The sequence below is a fragment of the uncultured Jannaschia sp. genome (assembly GCF_947503795.1).
GTDB lineage: Bacteria > Pseudomonadota > Alphaproteobacteria > Rhodobacterales > Rhodobacteraceae > Jannaschia.
The window spans coordinates 2,025,071-2,040,205 of sequence record NZ_CANNEZ010000001.1 but is presented as its reverse complement, the minus strand read 5'-3'; the positions used below and the strand labels follow the sequence as shown (position 1 = coordinate 2,040,205).

Below are 15,135 nucleotides of genomic sequence, written 5' to 3'. Positions count from 1 at the left end.
CTCATATTCCGCAGCGCCTCTTTCGCGTGCGCCTGTCGTCCGCTCCGAAGCCCGCCAGCTCCACCCCCAGCCCGAACCGGGTCGAGGGGCGCAGCGTGGTGTTCGAGGTGAAGCGCCGCTCCACGTCGAAATCCACCGTCACGCAATCCGACCGGTAGGTCAGGCCCGCGCCCGCGCGGCTGGCATCGTTCGTGACGAAGTCATATCGCCAGTTCACCCGCCCCGTCCAGTCGCCGCCAAGGTCGCGCGATGCGTCCAGCGCCCATTCCGACGTGTCGATCGGACGCCCCGCCGCGACATCGGCCTCGAGCCAGGTGTAGCGCGTCTGGAGCGAATGGCGCGGGCCGGTCCAGCGCAGGATCGTCTCGGAGCGGGCGAAGTCGAACTGGTCGTCGAAGATCGACCGCTGCATCAGGTGGAAGCGGTCGCGATATTCCGCGCTGGCCGAGACGAGCCAGTCCGAGCTTCGCCCGTCGAGCCCGGTGCCCGGCCGGAACTGCCCCAGGTCGTCATCGCGCAGCACACGGCCCACCGTCGCGCCCAGCGTCCAGCCCGTGGGCGAGAACCGGCTGTAGCCGATGCCGATATTGACCCGGTTGCCCAGCTCGCGCGTGTCGCGACCGGCGAAGCGCTGCTCGGAGAAGAGATTTCCCTCGTCGAACTCCGGCGTCAGGCTGTCCTCGTTGGGCGTACGGGCGCGGTTGTCGGGCGAGAAGATCACCTGCACGACCGGCTCGATCAGGTGGCGCACACCGCCCGCGCCCGCCCGCGCCAGCGGCAGCCGCGCCTCGAACCCGCCATAGGGCACCGCCCGCGCGAAGGTCGTGTCGGCGAAGGTCGGATCCTGCTGCACACTGTAGGCATCGAGATGCAGCCCGGCGATCCCGGTCAGCACCAGCCCGTTGCCGAGGATCTCGGTCCGCCGCCAGTCGAACGCCGCCGAGGCGCGGGCCACGTCGCGCGCGGAATTGGTCGGAAAGCCGAGCGGCACCTCGCTTGCCGTCCGTTCGCGCGCATGGGCCTGGAGCGTCCAGATCGCCTGTCCGCCGAGCACGCTGCGCGGCACCCGGCGCTGGCTCTCGACGGTGACGACGCGCGTCGGAAGGAACCGGTTGTCGTCGCCTGCCCTGAGGCTGTCGAACACGATGGCCTCGGCCAGCACCCGGTCGTCGCGGTCGATCCGGGTGACCGCGATGCGGCTGTCGAGGCGATCCTTCTCGCTGATGTCGTAGTTCAGAAGGTAGGTATCGTCGCTGACGGTCTCGACGTCGAATTCCAGCCGCCAGTCGCCGCGCAGAAGGAACGCGCCTTCGGCGAAGAGATAGCCGCGCAGGTCGTCATTGGTGACCGTGTCGTCCGAGACCGCGCCGTTGATCTCGATCGCGCCGTTGTCGAAGGCCTGCCGGTAGCGAAAGCCCAGGCTTCGCGTCTCGGTATTGGTGACGTAGGGCAGGAGCGTGATGTCACGCGACGGCCCGAGCGGGATAAAATACGGCACCGTGACGCCGGTGCCCAGCAGATCGTCCGAGGAGAAACGCGGGGCCAGCACGCCTCGCGACCGCTCGAGCGACGGGTCCGGCAGCCGCAGGAGCGGCAACCACGCGACCGGCACGCCCAGCACCTCGAAGCGGGCATTCTCGAAATAGAGTTGCCGCGCCTCGGTATCGTGGACGATGCGCTTGGCGCGGATCTGCCAAAGCGGGACCGGGTTCGCGGCACAGACCTCGCAGGACGAGGCGACGGCTTGGTAGAGTTGGGTGTAACGCCCCTCGGCCCCGGTCGCGATCTCGGTCGCGGCGATCTGGAGCTGTTCGTTCAGCACCAGCCGCGCACCCTGAAGGACAGACGACCGCAGATCCGCCGAGAGCGACGCGAAATCGGCCACGGCGATGCTGCCCTCGCCGTCGAGCAGCACGAGCGGCCCTTCGACCACCAGCCGGTCCTCGGCCCGCAAATAGGTGATGCGGCTGGCCCGCAGGATACGCCCGTCCGAGAAGATCTCGACCCCGCCCGAGGCGATCAGCCGGGTCGCGTCGAAATCGATCCTGTCGGCCACCAGCGTTGCGGGACCTTGCTGGGCCGATGCGGGAGCCGCGAGAAGCGCGAGCACGAGGGCGAGGACCAGCCGCATCAGCCGTCCTCCAGCCGAAGGATGACGCCCAGCGACAGAAGGATCGCGGCCAGCGGCGGCGCCCAGGCGGCGAGCATCACGGGAAGCTGTCCGTTCTCGCCCAGCACCTGCGCGAAGTTGCGCAGGAAGAACACGCCGAACCCCAAAAGCAGCGCCGAGAGCACCATGATGCCGGACTTTCCCGCGCGCGAGTGTCGCATCGAGAAGGCTGCTCCGATCAGCACCATCGCGGCCAGCATGAAGGGGTTCGCCAGTTCCATATGCAGCCAGACCCGGTGCGTCCGCCCCGAGAAGCCCGCCGCATCGAGCTGCCGGATGAAGCCGGGAAGCTGGAAGATCGGGATCGAGGAGGGGACGCCGAAGCTGTCGCGGATGCCCTCGCGCGTCAGGCTCGACGGGACCGTGGCGAAGGGCACGGCCTGCGCGTCGCGCTCGGGGTTGTCCGAACTGCCCAGCGGCCAGCGCTTGGCGTCCTCCAGGAGCCATTGCCCTTCTGAGAGTTCGGCCCGTGCGGCGTCGATCCGCTCGACCGGCGTGCCGCCCGCGTCGAAGGCGATGAAGGTCGCCTCGAACAGGATCGTGCCGTCGAGCGACGAGCGTGCGGCGCGGATCACCGTCTGGCCGCTGGCGTCGCCTTGACGCAGCCAGACGCCCTCCTCGCTGATCGACAGCACGCTCGAGAGACCGGTGCGGAACCCCGCGATCTCCCGCTCGTAGACGCCCTGGGTGGCCGCCACGATCGGGTTCACCACGATCAGCGCGGCGAGGCCCAACACCAGAGCCGCCGCGACCGGGGCCAGCAGCGCGCGCAGCGCCGAGCGCCCGGCGGCCCGGATCACCACCAGTTCCGACGATCGGGCGAGGGCGAGGAACAGCGCCAGCGTCGACAGGATCACGATGAGCGGCAGGATCTGGTAGAGCGCCGCCGGCAGGTTCAGCGCCGCCAGCCGCAGCCCGTCGCCGAAGCCCGCCTCCTGCCCGTCGAGCCGGCGGAGCTGCTCCATCAGGTCGATGGGCAGTAGAAGTCCCGTGAAGACCAGCGTCACCATCAGCACCAGCCAGGCGAAGCGCCGCGCGATATAGGTCGCGAGGATCACGCCGGCCGTCCGATCAGATACGGCCCGCGCGTATCCCGCCAGATCAGAGCCGCCGCCAGCGCCGCCGTCAGAAGCGCCGGGAGATAGACCAGCGGCCAGAGGTCGGCGTCGCGCCGAACGGTGTTCTCGGCCACGTTGCCGAGCATCTCCAGCACGATGGCGGCCAACACCGCGCCGAGGATCTGCCGCCAGAGTCCCAGCCGCGAATAGCCGCCCAGCATCAGGAACCCCAGGGCCATCACCGGCAGCACCAGCGCGAAGGCCGCATCCGCAAAGCGCGCATGCCCCTCATATCGCAGCTTGGCGACATCGGCGCCGGTGATCCGCTGCGCCTCGGCATCCGCGCGCAGGAGCGCGGCCGTCGACAGCTCGCGCGGATCGAGAACACGATCGACCTCGCCCCCGGCAAGACCCGCCAGGTCATAAGCGAAATCGTCGAAGGTCGTCGTGACGAGGCTGCGCGTCGGCACCTCGAGCGTCTGGGCCATGCCGTCGAACATCACCAGCCGCGTCGCCCCGTCGGCGCGGACCAGGAGCGCGCGCTCGGCGGTATAGGACGTGCGCGCATCGGGGCTGCGTCGGTCCTGCAGGAACAGGCCCAGAAGCTCGCCCGCCTCGGTGATCTCGCGGACGTAGACGGTCACGCCGTCGCCGGGGTGCAGGAATTCGCCCTCGGTCAGGAACCGCGCGGTGACGTCCTGGCTCAGCGCCTCGCCGCGCTCGGACAGCGCCGTGCGAGCGGCGGGCACCAGAAGGTGCCCCAGCACCGAGATCATGATTGCTGCGGCCGCCCCGAAGATCAGGACCGGGCGCGCCAGCCGCCAGGGCGACAGGCCCGTGGTCTGCGCCACCACCATCTCGCTGTCGCCCGAGAGCCGGTTGATGCCGTAGAGCGTCGCCACCAAGGCCGAGACCGGCAACACGGCATAGATCACGTTCGGCAACGCCAGCGCGGTGAACTCGAGGAAGGTCACCACCGACGAGCCGCCCGCGATCAGCCGGTCGAACAGCCCGATCGCGCGGTTCACCCAATAGACCGCGACGAGCACAAGGCTGAAGAAGCCGAAATAGATCAGCAACTGCCCCGCGAGGTATCTGTCGAATAGTCCCAAGCCGTCCCCCGGCGGTCCCCGATGCGATCTGTCTAGCCGCCCGCGCGATGCGTCGGAACCCCCGATCGGGGCCGCTGGCATCCCCGCGCGCCCCGCACTAGGGTCCGGCCCGACCCAACCCCTCTGCCGGAGTGCCCGATGACCCGTCCCGCCGCCGTTTCCTTCGTCGCCACCGATCTCGACGCCGTCGCCGGCACCGAGGGCGTCATCGCCTGCTTCGTCGCCGAAGGCGGCGCGATGGGGGCCGAGGCGCGCCGCCTCAACCGGCTGACCAAGGGCGCGGTGAAGCGGGCCGTCGAATCGCCCGCATGGGAGAAGCTGTCCTCGGGCGACGTGATGGAGCTGGGGTTCCCCGCCGGTCTCGCGGCCTCGGCCGTCGCGCTGATGCGGCTCGACAAGAAGCCCGCCGCCGAGGACGCCATGCGCGCCGGGGCGGCCTTGGCCAAGATGCGCGGCGCGCGGCCGCTGACGGTGCTGGGCGGATCGCAGAAGATGCTCTCGCAGGTCGTGCTGGGCGCGGCACTCCGCGGCTACGACTTCGCGGACCACAAGACCGGCGACGCGGCCGAACCCGCCGCCGACATCGCCGTAATGGTCAAGGATACCGACCTGTCCGAGGCCGGGTTCGCCGACCTCCGCGCGCAGGCCGAGGGCGTGTTCCTGACCCGCGACCTCGTCAACGAGCCCGCCAACGTCCTGACCACGACCGAGTTCGCGACCCGTCTCGAAGCGCTCCGCGATCTCGGCGTCGAGGTCGAGGTGCTCGAGGAGGCCGATCTCGAGAAGCTTGGGATGCGGACGCTTCTGGCCGTGGGGCAGGGCTCCGAAAGCCCCTCCAAGGTCGTCGTCATGCAGTGGAACGGCGGCGGCGACGAGAAGCCTCTCGCGCTGATCGGCAAGGGCGTCGTCTTCGACACCGGCGGCATCTCGATCAAACCCGCCGCCGGGATGGAGGACATGACGATGGACATGGGCGGCGCGGGCACGGTCGCCGGTGCCATGCACACCATCGCCACCCGCAAGGCCCGCGCCAATGTCGTCGGCATCGTCGGCCTCGTCGAGAACATGCCCGACGGCCGCGCCGCGCGGCCCGGCGATGTGGTACGCTCGATGAAGGGCGACACGGTCGAGATCATCAACACCGACGCCGAGGGCCGCCTCGTGCTTTGCGACATCATGTGGTACGCGCAGGAGCGCTTCGTGCCCGTGGGCATGGTCGATCTGGCGACCCTGACGGGTGCGATCATCATCGGGCTGGGGCATCACAACGCGGGCGTCTTCGGCAATGACGACACGCTGGCGAATGCCTTCCTCAAGGCCGCCGCCGCCGAGGGCGAGGGTGCGTGGCGGATGCCGCTGGGCAAGGCGTATGACAAGCAGATCAAGTCGCGCGTGGCCGACATGAAGAACGTCGGCGGACGGCCCGCGGGGTCGATCACCGCGGCGCAATTCCTGCAGCGCTTCGTCAAGGACGACACGCCCTGGATCCATCTCGACATCGCGGGCGTGGCCAGCGTGTCGTCGGGCACCGACCTCGCGCCCGCGGGAGCCACCGGCTGGGGCGTGCGCGCGCTCGACCGGCTGGTGCGGGACACCTACGAGGCCGACTGATTGGGCGAGGTCTATTTCTACCACCTGACGCGACGCTCGGTCCCCGACACGCTGATCCCGCTCCTGACCCGGTCGCTGGCGCAGGGCTGGCGCGTCGCGGTCCGGGGCGGCGATCCGTCCCGGCTCGACGGGCTCGACGCCGCGCTCTGGCAGGGTCCGTCCGACAGCTTCCTGCCTCATGGCATCGCCGGCGGAGATCACGACGCGCGGCAACCGATCCTCCTGACGACCGGTGCAGCGACCAACGAGCCCGATTGCCTGATGGCGGTGGATGGCGCCGATCTCGACCCCTCCGAGGTGACGGCCGCCAAGCGGTGCTGCGTCCTGTTCGACGGGCTCGACGGAGAGGCCGTGGCCCACGCCCGCGTCCAGTGGAAGACCCTGACCGACGCAGGCATCGGTGCGCGCTACTGGTCCGAGGAATCGGGCAAGTGGGACGAGAAGGCGACGAAAAACGTCTGACGCGGGAACCCTTTGGGGCGCACAGGGGTTGCGCCACGTATGCGCATCCTTCTCGCCCTTATCCTGACCGCGGGCCCGGCCCTCGCCTCGCCGATGGCCCCGCCGCCGATCCTGCCGGGTCTACCGATCATCGGGCCCGCCATACCCGGTCCCGCCGCCTGCGAACCCGGTCCGCTCTGCCAGCGCGCAGCCTGAACGCCGCCCTCAGCGGATCAGCCGCAGCCGGTCGCCTTCGATCTCGATCCGCCCGAAGCTCTGCAGATAAGACATGCCGAGCAGGCTCTGGCTCATCTCGCCCCCGTTGACGACCGCGCGCACGTTCGTGTCCGCGATCTCGCCCAGCGACACGGCGTCGAGCCGGATATCCGCCGTCTCGACGGTGCCGTTCGCCGTGAAGGCGCGACCGAGAAACCGCAGCGCGTCCACGTCGATCCCGGCCCGCGCCGCATCCGCGCGCGTCAAGACGAGGTCGCTTGCGCCGGTATCGACCACGAAGCGGATCGCCTCGCCGTTGACGTCCAGCGTCAGGTGATAATGCCCGTCGGCGGATCGCGGCACGTCGACCATCACCGTATCGCCATCGACGGCGACGACCTGGCTGGGGATCAAGGTGCGCTGAAGATCGTCCCAGATGCCGTAGACCAGGACCACGCCAACGAAGATGAAGCCCCAGATCGCGGCCATCTGCATCGTCTGGCCCATCCGCGACCGGTTCGCCACCAGGTAGCTGCCCGCGATGACGACGCCGAACAGCCCCAGATAGATCAGACGTGCGGTCTCGTCGCCGGTCATGGCTGTCAGATAGGCGCGGGGGGCCGCGATGCCAGCCCTACCACGGCATCGCCATGAGGCCGTCCAGCACGAACTGCACCGAAAGCGCCGCCAACAGCATCCCCAGAAGCCGCGTGACCACATTGATGCCGGTCGGCCCCAGCAGCCGCTCCATCGGAGAGGCGGCGAGGAACAGCGCCAGCACCACGGCGATCACCGCCAGCATGACGCCGATCGCCTGCGCCGCACCCAAGGGCTCCGCCCCGTCGGTCAGCAGGATCATCGTCGTGATCGCCCCCGGCCCCGCGATCAGGGGCAGCGCCAGTGGGAAGACCGACGGGTCGGCGACATGCGCCTCGGCCTGGCCCTCGCGTCGGGGGGTGCGCTTCTCGAACAGCATCTCGAGCGCGGTCAGGAACAGAAGGATGCCGCCCGCGATGCGGAAGGCAGGCATCGAGATCCCGAGGAAGTTCAGAAGCGCCTCGCCCACCAATGCGAAGACGATCAGAAGGACGGCCGCCAGAGCGCAGGCGCGCAGCCCGATGATCCGGCGCTGTGCGGGCGTCATGCCGCGGGTCAGCGCGACGAAGATCGGCGCCAGCCCGATCGGGTCGATGATGACGAAAAGCGCCGTGAAGGCCGCGATTGCTTCAAGCGTCGTCATGCCTCGGCCGCCTCGAGTTTTTCCATCGCCTGCATCCAGAGCGCCTCGGCCCGGTCAGTGGCTTCCATCACCTCAGCGTATTTCTTGTTCCAGGTCTCCAGCTCGCCCACCCGTCCGTCTTCGTAGAGGGCGGGGTCGGCCAGCTTCTTGGCCAACTTGTCGCGCATCCCCTCGATCTTCTTCACCCGCTCCTCGGCGGCGCGCGCATCCTTGCGCAGCGCGCTGATCCGCTCGCGGCTGACGGGCACGGGTTTGGCTTTTTCCTTTTTCTTTCCGCCTCCTGCGGCGCGTTCTTCACCTTGCAGGAGCATTTTTCTGTATTGCTCCAGATCGCCGTCATAGGGCTCGACCGTGCCGCCACCGACCAGCCACAGCCGGTCCGCCACAAGGCTCAGCAGATGCATGTCGTGGCTGACGAGGACGACCGCCCCCGAATAGCGTGTCAGCGCTTCGACCAGCGCCTCGCGGCTCTGGATGTCGAGGTGGTTGGTCGGCTCATCGAGGATCAGGATATGCGGCGCGTCCAGCGTCGCCAGCAACAGCGATAGCCGCGCTTTCTGCCCGCCCGAGAGCTTGGCCACGACCGTGTCGGCCTGATCCACGCCCAACCCGAACCCCGCCAGTCGCGCGCGCAGTTTCGGCGGCGCCTCGTCGGGCCGCTCGCGCCGGATATGCTCGAGCGGGGTCTCGTCGATATGCAGCTCGTCCACCTGATGCTGTGCGAAGTACCCGATCCGTAACTTGGAGGAGGTGATCTTGGTGCCGTCGCAGGTCTTGAGCTTGTCTGATATCAACTTCGAGAAGGTCGATTTGCCTTCTCCATTGCGGCCCAGTAGCGCAATCCTGTCATCTTGGTCGATCCTTACGTTCAGGCGCTTCAGGACCGGATCGCCTCCGTAGCCGACCGCGGCACCCTCCAGCCGGATGATCGGCGGCGACAGCTCCTCGGGCTTCGGGAAGGTGAAGACCACGCGCGCGGCGTCCTCGGGTGCGGTGATCGTCTCCATCCGCTCCAGCATCTTGACGCGGCTCTGGGCCTGCTTTGCCTTCGACGCCTTCGCCTTGAAGCGGTCCACGAAGGCTTGCAGGTGGGCCCGGTGCGCCGCCTGCTTGGCCGCCGCCGCCGCCTGGCCGGCACGCTTTTCGGCCCGCATCTTGACGAAGCTATCATAGGGGCCGGTGTAGTAGGTCAGCCCCTTGTCCTCGAGATGAAGGATGCCGCCCACGGCCCGGTTCAGAAGGCCGCGATCGTGGCTAATGATGATGACCGTATGCGGATACCTGGCGAGATAGTTCTCGAGCCAGAGCGCGCCTTCGAGGTCGAGATAGTTGGTCGGCTCGTCCAGCAGCAGAAGGTCGGGCTGCGCAAAGAGCACGCCAGCCAGCGCCACGCGCATACGCCAACCGCCCGAATAATCCGAACAGGGCCGGCGCTGCATCGCGGTGTCAAAGCCCAGCCCTTTCAGGATCGACGCGGCCCGCGCCTCGCCCGACCACGCGTCGATATCGACGAGCCGCGCCTGCACCTCGGCAATGCGGGCGGGGTCTTGGCTGGTATCGGCCATGAGCGCCGCGCGCTCCTCGTCGGCGGCGAGCACCGTCTCGATGACGCTGACGCCCGAGGACGGCACCTCCTGTGCCACGCCCCCGATCCGCGCCCGCGACGGCAGCGCGATCTCGGCCGCATCCAGTGGGATCTCGCCCCGGATGATCCGGAACAGCGTCGTCTTCCCGGTGCCGTTGCGCCCGACCAGCCCGACCTTGTGGCCATCGGGAATGGTGGCGGAGGCGCCTTCCAGCAACGTGCGGCCCGCGACGGAATAGGTGAGGTCTGTGATCTGCAGCATGGGCGTCGCCTTCGCGCATTCCGGCGCGGACGGCAAGGTGGTGCGCGCGACGTCGCGCGACGGTGCGGCGGGCGGGCGCACATCCGCTTCACCCCCGGAAGACCCCGTGCTAGGGCGCGCCCAAACGCAAACCCCACGGAGCATCCCATGGCCCTCGAACGCACCTTCTCGATCATCAAGCCCGACGCCACCAAGCGCAACCTGACCGGCGCCATCACCGCCAAGCTCGAGGAGGCCGGCCTGCGCGTCGTCGCCTCCAAGCGCATCCAGATGACGCTGGCCCAGGCGCAGGAATTCTACGGCGTCCACAAGGACCGCCCCTTCTTCGGCGAGCTGACCGAATTCATGACCTCCGAGCCGATCGTCGTGCAGGTCCTCGAGGGCGAGGACGCCATCGCCAAGAACCGCGAAGTCATGGGTGCCACGAACCCCGCCGAGGCCGCGCCCGGCACGATCCGCAAGGATTACGCCCTGTCCATCGGCGAGAATTCGGTCCACGGCTCCGACGGCCCGGACACCGCCAAGGAAGAGATCGCGTATTTCTTCTCGGGTCTCGAACTGGTCGGCTGATCCCGTTCCATCCGACGCAGGAAGGGCGCCCCGCGGGGCGCCCTTCTTTCGTCCATGGCGGCGCTCAGGCGGCCTTGGACCACGCGAATTTCTGCATGACCTGATCCACCGGCGTCTCGGCCACGTGGTTGGTGTAGTTCGACATCACCTTCTGGGCGAGCGCCAGGATCACGTTCAGCACGGCGCGCTGGTCGTAGCCGGCGTCGAAGAACGCTGCCATCTCCGCGTCGTCCACATGGCCGCGCCCGCGCAGCATCGCCAGCGTGAAATTCCGGAGCGCCTCCAGCTTCGGCGAGGGCAGGACGGTCTCGTTGCGCAAGGCGTCCGAGATCGCATCGTCCACGCCCATCATCTTGGCGATGCCGGTATGGGCGGGCACGCAGTAGTGGCACGCATGCTCGACATTGATCGCCTGCCAGACGACCGTCATCTCGTCGGCGTCGAAATCGCTCTCGGTGAAGAGCCGGTGCAGCACCTGGTAGCCTTCGAGCAGCTGCGGGCTCTCGGCCATGACGGCGTGGAGGCCGGGGATGCGTCCGAAGGCGGCCTTGGATTTCTCCAGAAGCGGCTTGGCGGCATCGGGCGCGGTGTCGAGGTCGTGGGCGGTGAAATCGGTCATGTTCTATCTCCGTTGGGTTGGTTGCATCCCATCTGGGCTTGTTTGAGCGATCGCTCAACGTTAATTATTGAGTGTTCGATCAAGTTAAGGTGAAGCGAATGGCCCGACCCGCCCGTCACGACCGCGAAACGCTCGTCGCCACGGCGCGCGATCTCTTCTGGCGGCAGGGCTGGGCGGGCACGTCGCTGAAGGATCTCGAACGTGCGCTAGACATGCGGCCGGGCAGCTTCTACGCGGCCTTCGGCTCGAAGGACCGGCTCTACGCGCTGGCGCTCGACCGATATGCCGCCGACGGGGCCGCCCGGCTCGAGGATCTTCGCGCGCGGCACGGCCCGCTCGGGGCGCTCAAGGCACATCTCCATGCCCTTGCCTCCGACCCGGCCCCGGCGCGCGCCTGCATGCTGGTCAAGACACTGCTCGAGGCGCCCGAGGGCCCGCTCTCGGACCATGCCGCCGCCGCCCTGACCGCGATGGAAGCGCGGTTCGAGGCGTTGTTCCGCGCAGCGCAGGAGGCAGGCGAGATCGCGCCCCACCACGACCCCGCCCGCCTGGCCCGCCGGCACCAATCCGACGTCACCGGGCTGCGCGCCACGGTCGAGCGTCCGGATATCGACGGCCCGGCCCTCGCCGCCGAGATGGCCGCCGGTCTCGACGCGCTGGCGGAACCGTCCTGACGGGGCGGGGGTTGGCCGGACATGGATATGGACGACAACCAACCCGCGACGCCGCCGCAACTCGCCGCGAACACCAAGGCCGCGAGCGATGCCGTTGCCGAGCCCGCCACCCCCGATGCCGGCGCGGCCGAGCGCCTTCAGACGCTGCTTCACGCGGTCGAGGAGGCCGAGGCCCGCTGGAGCGCGCTCGACGGTGCGTCGGGTGACGATCTGGGCGCGCTGGTCGACGATTGGCGCGCGGCGCATCTGGGCCACCGGGACGAGCTTTCGGCGGCACTGGTCGGTCTCCGGGTCGAGCCCGAGAGTGCCGCGGGCGCAGGCATCGGCGGCGAGGTCGCAGGGATCGGCGCGGCTCTGACAGGCCTGCGGCATTCGACGTTCACGCGCCTCCTACGAGCCGAGAATGCGATCCTCGATCTCTATACCGACACCGGCCGGGCCGATCCGGAACATCGCGGCATGTTCGACCGTCACCGCGCCGAACTCGTGGCGCTCGCCAACCGCACGCAGGAGCGGATCGACCCCTGACGGGTGTGGACAGGTCGTGCGCCGGGGCGTAGCGCCGGGCCATGGCCGATACCTTGACGCATCACATCCGGAGAACGCTGGTCCTAGGGCTGCCCCTCGTGGGGAGCCAGGTGGCGCAGGTCCTGATCGGCGTCACCGATTCGATCATGCTCGGCTGGTATTCGGTCGACGCGCTGGCCGCCGTGACCCTTGCGTCGAGCTATTTCTTTTCGATCGCGATCCTCGGCTCGGGCTTCGCCTACGCGGTGATGCCGATGTCGGCCGCCGCAGTCGAAACCGGCGACGAGCAACAGGCCCGCCGCGTCGCGCGTATGGGCCTCTGGCTCTCGATCCTCTACGCGGTGGCCTCGCTGCCGCTCTTCGTATTCTCCGAACCGATCCTCCTCGCTCTCGGCCAACAGCCGCAGATCGCGACAGATGCCCAAGGGTATCTGCGGGTTGCAGGGATCGGCATCCTGCCGTTTCTCGTGATGTCGACGCTCCGCAGCCATCTCAGCGCGCTGGAACGGACCCGCATCGTCCTCTGGGCGACGCTGGCGGCGGTCGCGGTCAACATCGTGCTCAACTGGCTTTTGATCTTCGGCAATCTCGGCGCGCCCGAACTGGGCCTGCGCGGCGCGGCCATCGCGTCCGTCGCGGTGCAGGCGGTCGCGGCCGTGCTGCTGGCGCTCTATGCCGCGCGGGGGCCGGGCATGGCGCGGTTCGATATCTGGCGCAATCCACACCGCCCAGACTGGCCCGCCTTCCGCCAGATCGCCACGCTGGGCTGGCCCATCGGGTTGACGCATCTGTCGGAAAGCGGGCTCTTCGCCGCCTCGGCGCTGATGATGGGATGGCTCGGGACGATCCCGCTGGCCGCCCATGGCATCGCGATCCAGATCGCGGCGCTCACCTTCATGGTGCATCTTGGCCTGTCATCGGCGGCGACGGTGCGGGTGGGGCAGGCGTGGTCGCGCGGCGACCGGGCCGGCATCCGTCGCGCCGCCCTGGCGGCGGCCGTTCTGTCGGCGGCGGCGGTGGCGGCGGCGACGGCGATGTATCTGGGGCTGGGCCCCCTCCTGATCGGCGCGTTCCTCGACGGCACCGACCCGCAGGCACCGGCGATCCTGGAACTTGGCGTCCACCTTCTCCTGCTCGCGGCGCTCTTCCAGAGCGTCGATGCCGCGCAGGTCATGCTCCTGGGGTATCTGCGCGGGATGCAGGACACGCGCCGCCCGATGATCTACGCGATCGGCTCCTACTGGGCGCTGGGCATCCCGGCGAGCTACGTCTTGGGCTTCCCGCTCGGGCTCGGACCGTCGGGCATCTGGCTGGGCCTCGTCGTCGGGCTGGCGGCGGTCAGCGCGATGCTGGGTGTGCGCTTCGCGCGGATGACGCGGGACGTCGGGCTGGCGGCGGCCTGAGCCGATCCGGAGCGCGTCAAATCCTTCCCCAAGGATTTGAGAAAGGCTTTTCGCCGAAAAGCCTTGGCCCGCCCGATCACATCGAGAAGGAGACCCCGCAGCCGCAGCTCGAGGCCGCGTTCGGATTGTCGATGGTGAAGCGCGCGCCCACCAACTCCTCGGTGAAGTCGATCACCGCGTTCGACAGGAAGGGCAGGGACACCTCGTCCACGACCACCGTCTCGCCCGCGCCTTCGAGCTTCAGGTCGCCCGCTTCAGGCTCGCCCAGCTCGATCTGGTACTGGAACCCTGAACATCCGCCGCCCTCGACCGCCACGCGCAGCGCCTTGCCCTGATCGGCGGCGCCGATCTCGGAGAGACGCTCGAAGGCGCGGGGGGTGACGCGGGGGGGCAGGGCGAGATCCATGGCAGCAGGCTCCGGGGGTGGGAATTGCCGGTCCCTCCGATATATGGGCGGGACGTGCCCCTGCACAAGTGAGCCGCCCGCCGTGACCGCCCCCTATGCCTGCGACCCGGATGCCACGCGGGGCCGACTCTTCCCCGAGGAGGAGAGCGCCTTCCGCTCGCCCTTCCAGCGTGACCGCGACCGGATCATCCATGCCAGCGCGTTTCGGCGGCTCAAGCACAAGACGCAGGTCTTCGTCGAGCATGAGGGCGACTACTTCCGCACCCGCCTGACCCATTCGATCGAGGTGGCGCAGGTCGCGCGCACCATCGCGGGGCATCTGGGCCTGAATCTTGATCTGACCGAGGCCGTGGCGCTGGCCCACGACCTCGGGCACACGCCGTTCGGCCATACCGGCGAGGAGGCGCTCGACCGGCTGATGGCGCCCCATGGCGGCTTCGACCACAACGCGCAGGCGATCCGCATCGTTACGCGGTTGGAGCGGCACTATGCCGACTGGGACGGGCTGAACCTGACCTGGGAGACGCTGGAGGGCATCGCCAAGCATAATGGCCCGGTCACCGGGGACATTCCTGATGCGCTGGCGGAATACGACGCTGTCCACGACCTCGAACTCCACACCCATGCGGGGGCCGAGGCGCAGGTGGCCGCGATCGCCGACGACATCGCCTACAACAACCACGACCTGATGGACGGGCTGCGCGCCGGGCTGTTCACCGCCGCCGAAGTCGTCGACCTGCCGATCCTCCGCGACTGCTTCGCCGAGGTCGATGCGGCCTGGCCCGATCTCGCCCCGTATCGCCGCCGCCATGAGGCGCTCCGCCGCTTCTTCGGCGTGCTGGTCGAGGACGTGATCCGCACCACCGAGACGAACCTCGCGCGGCTGGGCCCCGCCTCGGCCGACGACGTACGGCAGGCCGGGCGCATGATGGCCCGGTTCTCGCCCGCGCTCTGGGCCGATCTCAAGGTGATCCGCGCCTTCCTCTTCGACCGGATGTATCGCGCGCCCTCGGTGGTCGAGATGCGCGAGGAGGTCACCCGCGTGGTCGACGACCTGTTCCCGCATTTCATGGCCCATCCGCAGGACCTGCCCGCCCGGTGGCAGCCGGATGTCGCCGCCGCCGAGACCGAGACCGACCGCGCGCGCATTGTGTCGGACTACATCGCGGGGATGACCGACCGCTTCGCGCTGCAATGCCACGCGCAGTTCGTGCCGCCCGCCCCCTAGGCCCGGACGCGC

At 68.9% G+C, this 15,135-nt stretch carries 15 protein-coding genes; 7 read left to right on the top strand and 8 right to left on the bottom strand.

The window, feature by feature from the left end:
- Position 1 precedes the first annotated feature (1 nt).
- Genes Q0833_RS10645 through lptF form a run of 3 tightly spaced genes read right to left on the bottom strand, consistent with a single transcriptional unit; the run spans position 2 to position 4,340 of the window.
- Complete coding sequence (locus Q0833_RS10645) at positions 2-2,131, bottom strand: LPS assembly protein LptD (protein ID WP_298433848.1); 2,130 nt, start codon at positions 2,129-2,131, stop codon at positions 2-4.
- Positions 2,131-3,228 (bottom strand): LPS export ABC transporter permease LptG, encoded by a 1,098-nt coding sequence (gene lptG, locus Q0833_RS10640; RefSeq protein WP_298433846.1) that lies wholly within the window; start codon positions 3,226-3,228, stop codon positions 2,131-2,133. The genes Q0833_RS10645 and lptG overlap by 1 nt, the downstream gene beginning before the upstream one ends.
- Complete coding sequence (gene lptF / locus Q0833_RS10635) at positions 3,225-4,340, bottom strand: LPS export ABC transporter permease LptF (protein ID WP_298433843.1); 1,116 nt, start codon at positions 4,338-4,340, stop codon at positions 3,225-3,227. The genes lptG and lptF overlap by 4 nt, the downstream gene beginning before the upstream one ends.
- A gap of 138 nt (positions 4,341-4,478) precedes the next feature.
- Between lptF and Q0833_RS10630 the strand changes: the two genes are divergently transcribed.
- Together Q0833_RS10630 and Q0833_RS10625 are read left to right on the top strand one after the other, a co-directional pair.
- Positions 4,479-5,951 carry a leucyl aminopeptidase gene (locus tag Q0833_RS10630; RefSeq protein WP_298433840.1) on the top strand — a complete coding sequence of 491 codons (1,473 nt, stop codon included), beginning with the start codon at positions 4,479-4,481 and terminating at the stop codon, positions 5,949-5,951.
- Positions 5,952-6,413, top strand: coding sequence for a DNA polymerase III subunit chi (locus tag Q0833_RS10625; RefSeq protein ID WP_298433837.1), 462 nt, complete (start codon positions 5,952-5,954; stop codon positions 6,411-6,413).
- Between the two features lie 204 nt (positions 6,414-6,617).
- Here the strand turns inward: Q0833_RS10625 and Q0833_RS10620 are convergent, their stop codons facing one another.
- The 3 genes from Q0833_RS10620 to Q0833_RS10610 are packed head-to-tail and all read right to left on the bottom strand — an operon-like array spanning position 6,618 to position 9,695.
- Positions 6,618-7,205 carry a TIGR02281 family clan AA aspartic protease gene (locus Q0833_RS10620; RefSeq protein ID WP_298433832.1) on the bottom strand — a complete coding sequence of 196 codons (588 nt, stop codon included), beginning with the start codon at positions 7,203-7,205 and terminating at the stop codon, positions 6,618-6,620.
- A 37-nt stretch (positions 7,206-7,242) separates the two neighbouring features.
- The gene (locus tag Q0833_RS10615) at positions 7,243-7,848 is read right to left on the bottom strand and encodes a MarC family protein (RefSeq protein ID WP_298433827.1); all 606 of its coding nucleotides are present in this window, start codon (positions 7,846-7,848) and stop codon (positions 7,243-7,245) included.
- Entirely contained in the window at positions 7,845-9,695 is a 1,851-nt protein-coding gene (locus tag Q0833_RS10610) for an ABC-F family ATP-binding cassette domain-containing protein (RefSeq protein ID WP_298433824.1), read from the bottom strand. Before Q0833_RS10610 ends, Q0833_RS10615 begins: the two co-directional genes overlap by 4 nt.
- Before the next feature lie 147 nt (positions 9,696-9,842).
- Between Q0833_RS10610 and ndk the strand changes: the two genes are divergently transcribed.
- Positions 9,843-10,265 carry a nucleoside-diphosphate kinase gene (ndk, locus tag Q0833_RS10605; protein ID WP_298433822.1) on the top strand — a complete coding sequence of 141 codons (423 nt, stop codon included), beginning with the start codon at positions 9,843-9,845 and terminating at the stop codon, positions 10,263-10,265.
- A gap of 64 nt (positions 10,266-10,329) precedes the next feature.
- On the opposite strand, the gene Q0833_RS10600 is transcribed toward ndk, so the two are convergent.
- The gene (locus Q0833_RS10600) at positions 10,330-10,884 is read right to left on the bottom strand and encodes a carboxymuconolactone decarboxylase family protein (protein WP_298433819.1); all 555 of its coding nucleotides are present in this window, start codon (positions 10,882-10,884) and stop codon (positions 10,330-10,332) included.
- Positions 10,885-10,982: 98 nt separating this feature from the next.
- Here Q0833_RS10600 and Q0833_RS10595 point away from each other — a divergent pair, with 98 nt between their 5' ends.
- Genes Q0833_RS10595 through Q0833_RS10585 form a run of 3 tightly spaced genes read left to right on the top strand, consistent with a single transcriptional unit; the run spans position 10,983 to position 13,489 of the window.
- Positions 10,983-11,558 carry a TetR/AcrR family transcriptional regulator gene (locus Q0833_RS10595; RefSeq protein WP_298433816.1) on the top strand — a complete coding sequence of 192 codons (576 nt, stop codon included), beginning with the start codon at positions 10,983-10,985 and terminating at the stop codon, positions 11,556-11,558.
- Between the two features lie 27 nt (positions 11,559-11,585).
- Entirely contained in the window at positions 11,586-12,086 is a 501-nt protein-coding gene (locus Q0833_RS10590) for a hypothetical protein (RefSeq protein ID WP_298433811.1), read from the top strand.
- Positions 12,087-12,127: 41 nt separating this feature from the next.
- Complete coding sequence (locus Q0833_RS10585; protein ID WP_298433808.1) at positions 12,128-13,489, top strand: MATE family efflux transporter; 1,362 nt, start codon at positions 12,128-12,130, stop codon at positions 13,487-13,489.
- A 76-nt stretch (positions 13,490-13,565) separates the two neighbouring features.
- Here the strand turns inward: Q0833_RS10585 and Q0833_RS10580 are convergent, their stop codons facing one another.
- Entirely contained in the window at positions 13,566-13,895 is a 330-nt protein-coding gene (locus Q0833_RS10580) for an iron-sulfur cluster assembly accessory protein (RefSeq protein ID WP_298433806.1), read from the bottom strand.
- A gap of 82 nt (positions 13,896-13,977) precedes the next feature.
- On the opposite strand from Q0833_RS10580, the gene Q0833_RS10575 reads away from it, so the two are divergent.
- Positions 13,978-15,123, top strand: coding sequence for a deoxyguanosinetriphosphate triphosphohydrolase (locus Q0833_RS10575; RefSeq protein WP_298433804.1), 1,146 nt, complete (start codon positions 13,978-13,980; stop codon positions 15,121-15,123).
- Positions 15,124-15,135 lie beyond the last annotated feature (12 nt).